General features: G+C 69.5%; 1 protein-coding gene. It reads right to left on the reverse strand.

Annotation, left to right across the window (positions count from 1 at the left end; all coding sequences use genetic code 11):
• Window positions 1-11: 11 nt before the first annotated feature.
• Window positions 12-5609 carry a non-ribosomal peptide synthetase gene (locus D7W79_RS46555; protein WP_244222184.1) on the reverse strand — a complete coding sequence of 1866 codons (5598 nt, stop codon included), beginning with the start codon at window positions 5607-5609 and terminating at the stop codon, window positions 12-14.
• Between the last annotated feature and the right edge of the window lie 653 nt (window positions 5610-6262).

The raw sequence follows: 6262 nt of genomic DNA on the forward strand, positions 1-6262 counted from the left end.
CGTCGGCAGCGTCAGAGGTGTATAAGAGACAGGGGAGGCCGCGTGCCGTCGTCGCGCGTGGAAGCAGTGACGGGAGTGAAGGTGGCGACGACGGTGCTCTCGGTGGGCCCGTAGTGGTTGAAGAGGGTGGCGGGCAGCGAGGGAGGCGGGCCGTGGTGCAGGGCGTCTCCGCCCGTCAGCAGCGCACGGAGGGCCATGGGACGAGGCCACTCTTCACGCAGCACGGCTTCTGCCAGCGGCGTCGGCATGAAGCAGGTGGTGATGGCTTCGCGGGCCATCCACTGCAGCAACTGGGAGGGCTCCGCACGCACGGCGTCCGGCGGGACGACGAGGCTCGCGCCGGAGGCGAGCGAAGGCCACACCTCCCAGGTGGAAGCGTCGAAGGCGACGCCAGCGGTGAGGGCAGTGGAGTCGTCAGGCGTCAGCGAATAGGTGCGCTGGTGCCAGGAGACGAGATTCATCAACGCGCGGTGTTGGACAGCGACGCCCTTGGGCTTGCCGGTGCTACCGGAGGTGTAGATGACGTAGGCCAAATCCTCCGGGCCCACGGGCGCCACCGGCAGCGGCTGCCGAATCGCACCCGCCTCTATCTCCAGAGAGAGGACGCGAGCGGAGAGCGAAGGCAAAGAGGAACGCAGGTGCTGCTGGGTGAGGAGGACGGAAGCGGCACTGTCCTCCAGCATGAAGGCGAGGCGCTCCGGCGGGACGCCGGGAGAGACGGGGACGTAGGCGGCGCCCACCTTGAGGATGGCCAAGAGGCCCGCCACCAACTCCGGGGAGCGCTCGGCGAGGACGGCGACACGGTCGCCACGGGAGACGCCCGCCGCGTGCAACCGGACGGCAAGGCCGTGGGCCCAGGCATCGAGGCCCGCGTAGGTGACGCTCCGCTCGCCCATGCGTACGGCGACAGCGTCCGGTGCACTGCGGGCCTGCTCGGCGACGACGTGGTGGATGCAGGTGTCGCGCGGGAAGGCGACGTCCGTCTCGTTCCACTCGACGAGGAGTTGCTGGCGTTCGGAGGCGGTCAGCATCTCCAACGAGGAGACGCGGGCGTCAGGCCTGGCCGCGAGGGAGGAGAGGAGGACAGCGAAGTGGCCCATGAGACGCTGGACGGAGGAAGCGTCGAAGAGGTCGGTGCTGTACTCGAGGAAGCCGGTAAGGCCCTGGGGCACCTCGAAGAGGGTGAGGGCCAAATCGAAGCGGGAGGAGTTGCCCTCCAGGGGGATGGGTTGGAAAGCCATGCCCGGGACGCGCAGTGCCTCGGCGGGGGCATTCTGCAGGACGAGCATCACCTGGAAGAGAGGGCTGCGGCTCAAGTCGCGCGAGGGCTGGAGGACTTCCACCAGCTTCTCGAAGGGCACGTGCTGGTGCTCATAGGCGGCGAGGGTGGTGGCCTTCACCTGGGAGAGCAGCTGACGGAACGTCTCCTCCGGGCGCACGTGGGCGCGCAACACCAACGTGTTGACGAAGAAGCCGATGAGGCCCTCGGCCTCGGCGTGGGTGCGGCCGGCGATGGGGGAGCCGACGCTGATGTCGTCCTGGCCGGAGTAGCGGGACAGCAGCAGCTGGAAGGCGGAGAGCAGCAGCATGAAGGGCGTGGCGCCCTCCCGCTGCGCAAGGCCTCGCAGCGAGTCGGTCAGCTCCGAAGGGAAGTGCACGGGCACCGTGGCACCACGCCGGGACTGGATGGGCGGCCGCGGGCGGTCCGTGGGCAGCTCCAGCGCGGCGGGGGCACCAGCCAGCTGCCGCTTCCAGTAGCCAAGCTGCGCGTCCAGCGTCTCACCCTGCAGCCACTGGCGCTGCCAGAGAGCGAAGTCCGCGTACTGCACCGGCAGCGGCGGAAGCGCGGGAGCCCGGCCTCCACTGAAGGCTTCGTAGAGGCTCGCCAGCTCGCGGATGAGGACACCCATGGACCAGCCGTCGGAGACGATGTGGTGCATCGTCACGAGGAGGACGTGGGAGTCCGTTGAATGCTTGAGGAGGGCGGTGCGCAGCAGCGGACCGTGGACGAGGTGGAAGGGCTGCCGGGCTTCCTGGGTGGCAAGTCGCAGCGTCTCCGCTTCGCGCGCGGATTGTTCCAACCCGGAGAGGTCCTCTACCGGAAGGGCCCACGCAGCCGGGGCATGGATGCGCTGGAAGGGCTGGCCCTCGTGCTCGAAGAAGGTGGTGCGCAGGGCTTCGTGACGCGCCACGAGCGCCTCGAAGGCGCGGCGCAAGGACTCCACGTCCAGGTGCCCCAGGAGGCGCAGGGTGACAGGGAGATTGTAGGAAGCATCGTCCGGCGCCAGTTGGTCGAGGAACCAGAGACGCTGCTGGGCGAAGGAGAGCGGCTGGGGGCCTTCGGTGCGCGTGCGCGTCAGCGGCGGCAGGCGCGTACCGGTGGAGACCCGCTGCAACCTCTCTACAAGGGCTGCGATGGTGGGGGCCTCGAAGAGGGCGCGGAGGGGCAACTCCACGTCGAGAGCAGCGCGCAGACGGGCCACCAACTGGGTGGCGAGCAGCGAGTGGCCTCCCAATTCGAAGAAGTTGTCCGTGCGGCCCACGGTGGGCACGCGCAGCACCTCGCTCCAGAGCGCCGCGAGCTTCTCCTCCAGCGGCGTCACCGGCGCTTCGTAGGCGTGCGAGGCCCGAAGCAGGCCCGCGTCCGGGGCGGGCAGCGCCTTGCGGTCCACCTTGCCGTTGGACGTCAGCGGCAGTGCCTCCATGGAGACGAAGGCCGCGGGCACCATGTACTCGGGCAGGTGCTGCTTGAGGTGAGCACGGAGGGCGGAGACGTCGAGCGCTTCACCCACGACGTAAGCCACGAGCCGCTTGTCGCCCGGAGCGTCCTCGCGGGCGAGCACGACGGCGTCCTTCACGCCCGGGGCGGCACGCAGGGCGTTCTCGACTTCGCCCAGCTCGATGCGGAAGCCACGCACCTTCACCTGGGCATCGATGCGTCCGACGAAGTCCAGCTGTCCATCGGCACGCCAGCGCACTACGTCGCCCGTGCGATAGAGGCGAGCGCCTGGGGTGGAGGAGAATGCGTCCGGGATGAAGCGTTCGGCGGTAAGGCCCGGGCGCCCTGCGTACCCACGCGCGACGCCGACGCCACCGATGTGCAGTTCACCGCGCACGCCCACGGGCACCGGCTGCCCATGCGGGTCGAGCACATAAACGCGCACGTTCGCCAGCGGCTTGCCGATGGCCGGCACGTTTCCATCCGCGCTCACCTCACCGAACGTGGCGATGACGGTGGCTTCCGTAGGGCCGTACGTATTGAGCAGGCGACGTCCCGGGGCCCAACGCGCGACGACGTCGGCGGGCAGGGCCTCACCGCCGGAGATGACGGTGCGCACCTCCGGGAGTCCCTCGGAGGACGTGGCCGCGAGTGCAGCGGGCGTGAGGCTGACAACGGAGAGATGCTGCTCACGCAACAGTACGGGCAGCGGTGCGCCCGGCATCAACTTCTCCAGCGGCGCGAGCACCAGCGTGGCGCCGTTGCACAGCGTGGTGAAGACTTCTTCCACCGACAGGTCGAAGCTGAGGCTCGCGAACTGCAAAACGCGACTGCCAGGCCCGATGCCGTACGCCACCGCCTCGTGGGTGACGAGGTTGGCGACGCTGCGGTGCTCCACCGCCGTGCCCTTCGGCGTGCCGGTGCTGCCCGACGTGTAGAGCAGGTACGCCATGTTCGCGGGCGTCACGCCCGTCCTGGGCGCATGCGTCGGCGCCTCGGCGAGAGCACTCCGCTCGGTGTCCAGGCAGAGCGCGCGGTCACGCAGCGCCTCCGGGAAACGGTCCACCAGCGCCTGCTGCGTGACGAGCACCTGCGCGGCGCTGTCCTCCAGCATGAAGGCCAGACGCTCACGGGGCAGCAGCGGATCCACGGGCACCCAGGCACCACCGGACTTCAGGATACCGAGCAGGCCGATGACGATATCGAGCGAACGCTCGACGCTGAGGGCGACGCGGACTTCCGGGCCCACGCCACGCTGACGAAGGGCATGCGCGAGCTGGTTGGCGCGCGCATCCAGTTGCGCGTACGTCAGCTGCATCCCCTCGAACACCGCGGCCAGTGCCTCGGGTGCACCGCGCACCTGCGCCTCGAAGAGCGAGTGCACGCACGCTTCCGGGAACGGCGCCCGCGTGGCGTTCCACTCCACCAGCACCTGCTGGCGCTCCTCACCCGTGAGCAGCTGCAGCGAGGACACGTGGTGGTCAGGTTTCGCGACGGCTTCCTGCAGGAGCACGCGCAGGTGCTCGGCCATGCGGGCGGCGGTGGAGGGGGTGAAGAGGTCGGTGGTGTATTCGAGGTAGCCCTTGAGGCCCGCGTCCGTCTCCAGCACCTGGAGCGTCAAGTCGAACTTGGCGGAGAAGGTGTCGAGCTCCATCGCCTCCAGCTTCACGCCTTCGACGGAGGCCGCGCCGCGGAAGGACGCCTGGTAGGTGAGCATCACCTGGAAGAAGGGCGTGCGCCCCGGGATGCGCTCGGGCTTCAACTCCTCCACGAGACGCTCAATGGGAAGCTCCTGGTGCTCCTGGGCCCCGAGCACCGTCTCACGCACCTGGCGCAGCAGCGTGCGGAAGGAGTCGCGGCCCGTCACCCGCGTCCGAAGCACCTGGGCGTTGACGAAGAGGCCGATGAGGCCCTCCACCTCTCCGCGCGTGCGGCCGGCCATGGGAGAGCCGACGGTGACGTCCTCCTGGCCGGAGTAGCGGGCCATCAGCAGCTGCCAGCCCGTCAGCAGCGCCATGTAGAGGGAGGCACCCTCCTGCTGTGCCAGGACCTTCAGCGCGTCCGTCAATTCGCGGGGCAGCAGCACGTCGTGCCGAGCCCCTCGGCCGTCGCGGGTGGCGGGGCGCGGGAAGTCGGTAGGCAACTCCAACGCCGAGGGCACTCCGGCCAGCTGCTGCTTCCAGTAATTGAGTTGCTTTTCCAACCGCGAGCCCTGCAGCCACTCGCGCTGCCAGACGCCGAAGTCCGCGTACTGCACGCCCAGGGGCGGCAGGGGTGCGGGCTGGCCTCGCGCGAAGGCGCCGTAGAGCAGCGCCACCTCGCGCACCAGCAGCGTCATGGACCAGCCGTCGGAGACGATGTGGTGCACCACCACCACGAGCAGGTGCTCCCCAGGCGCGGACGTCAGCAGCAGGGCGCGCAGCAGCGGACCCTTCGCGAGGTCGAAGGGCCGGGCCGCGGCTTCACGCGCCAGCCGCCACGCCTCTTCCGGCGGCGAGCCCGTGAGGTCCTTTCGCTCCAGTGTGAGCGCCGGCTCCGGCGACACCACCTGCACGGGACCGGAGGCATCCTCGCGGAAGGTCGTCCGGAGCACTTCGTGTCGGCGCACCACCTCGCGCAGCGCGCGCTCCAGCAGGGCCACGTCCAGCGGACCCTCCAGGCGCACCGCCATGGGCACGTTGTAGAGAGGGCTGCCGGGCTGCAGCTGATCAATGAACCAGAGGCGCTGCTGAGCGAAGGACAGCGGCAGCGGGCGCGAGCGGTCCTGCACCGGGATGGGGCCTTGCACGACGTTGCCCGTGGCGGCCTTCTGCGCGGCCATCTTCTTGAGCAACTCGGCGCGCTTCTCCGGTGAGAGGTTGGCGATCCGCTTCGACAGCTCGTTGCTCATCTCGTGTACTCCGCGCTCGGGGACGCCAGCGCGAGCGACACCCGGGGCGGTGGCGCTCGCGAGAACTCAGACCTGCTGCTGATTCAGGATTGACCCCCTGCGCCGCTCTCCCGGGAGAAGCGCGAGGTGGGTCAAATCCATGTGGGTGAGATTATTCCGCCCATGGAGGCCCTGTCATGGGGGCGACCTGCGGGAAGCCCGAATGAATTCAGGTATTTTAGGAATTGCTCTGGCTCCCTGCGTTCAGGGAGGGAAGGACGTCAGATGTCCTCCGAAGCGAGACCTGCTCCTGGAGTCCCCTCCCTGAAGCCGGATGCGGCAGGCCCCGGGCCTCGCGCCTGAAACGGCCGCGAGCCACCGTCGAATCCGGAGGGCTCATGCCTGGAAACTGGATCAGGGGCGCCGCGCGAACGGACCCACCGTCGCGATGATCCGCGACGGCGGGTCCCCCACTTCACTCCAAGCCCGAAGTCAGCGCCCCGTGGCCTGACGGGGGGCGCTGCCTGCTGCCTGTGTGAGCGCATCCCGCAGGTGCTCGACGACGGGCGCGAGGTGCGGGTCCTGCATCAGGGCGTGGTGGCCACCGGGGACGGTGTGCACTTCCAGGCCGCCGCGGACGAGGGGCTCCCAGCCGCGGTGACGCGGGAGGGTGG

Source organism: Corallococcus exercitus, assembly GCF_003611585.1.
Lineage (GTDB): Bacteria > Myxococcota > Myxococcia > Myxococcales > Myxococcaceae > Corallococcus > Corallococcus exercitus.

Coding starts and splice junctions, on each gene's coding strand:
- D7W79_RS46555 (WP_244222184.1), bottom strand. CDS start 5,609: ATGAGCAACGAGCTGTCGAAGCGGATCGCCAACCTCTCACCGGAGAAG.